Source organism: Pseudomonas sp. 18058 (assembly GCF_902706155.1).
GTDB lineage: Bacteria > Pseudomonadota > Gammaproteobacteria > Pseudomonadales > Pseudomonadaceae > Aquipseudomonas > Aquipseudomonas rustica.
In genome coordinates, this window is the sequence record NZ_CACSJY010000166.1 from 1 (window position 1) to 393 (window position 393).

Sequence of the window (393 nt, forward strand, 5' to 3'; positions counted from 1 at the left end):
CACCGGCATAGATGTCGTGCACGCGCAGGCGCGGCATCACGTCGGGATTGAGCTGCACCGTGAAGGCATGCGTCGCACCGCGGCCGCTGCTCTTCTTCACGATCACGTCGGGCACGACGATGTTGCGCTCGACCTGCGCGAACGCCCGGCCCGGGCGCGGCTCCAGCCGCGCGATCAGCGACATCGCCGCGCGCGTGCATTCCTCGCCCGCGCCGCAGTGCTGCGACAGCCTGCGCACGTCGCGCCGCGCCAGCATCTCCAGCGGCTGCTGGCAGATGCGCAGCGCGGCCTGCACCACCTCGGGCTCCGCGGTGTCCTCGTCCTGCAGCGCGCGCAACTGCAGCGCCATGCATTCGGCCAGGCCGCGCGCGCCCACGCCCACCGGCTCCAGGC

Annotated in this window: 1 pseudogene; it reads right to left on the minus strand. The window is 73.0% G+C overall.

Going from position 1 to position 393, the window contains the following annotated elements:
• A pseudogene (locus GVL50_RS28655) lies at window positions 1–393 on the minus strand (RNA polymerase factor sigma-54); the annotation flags it as partial.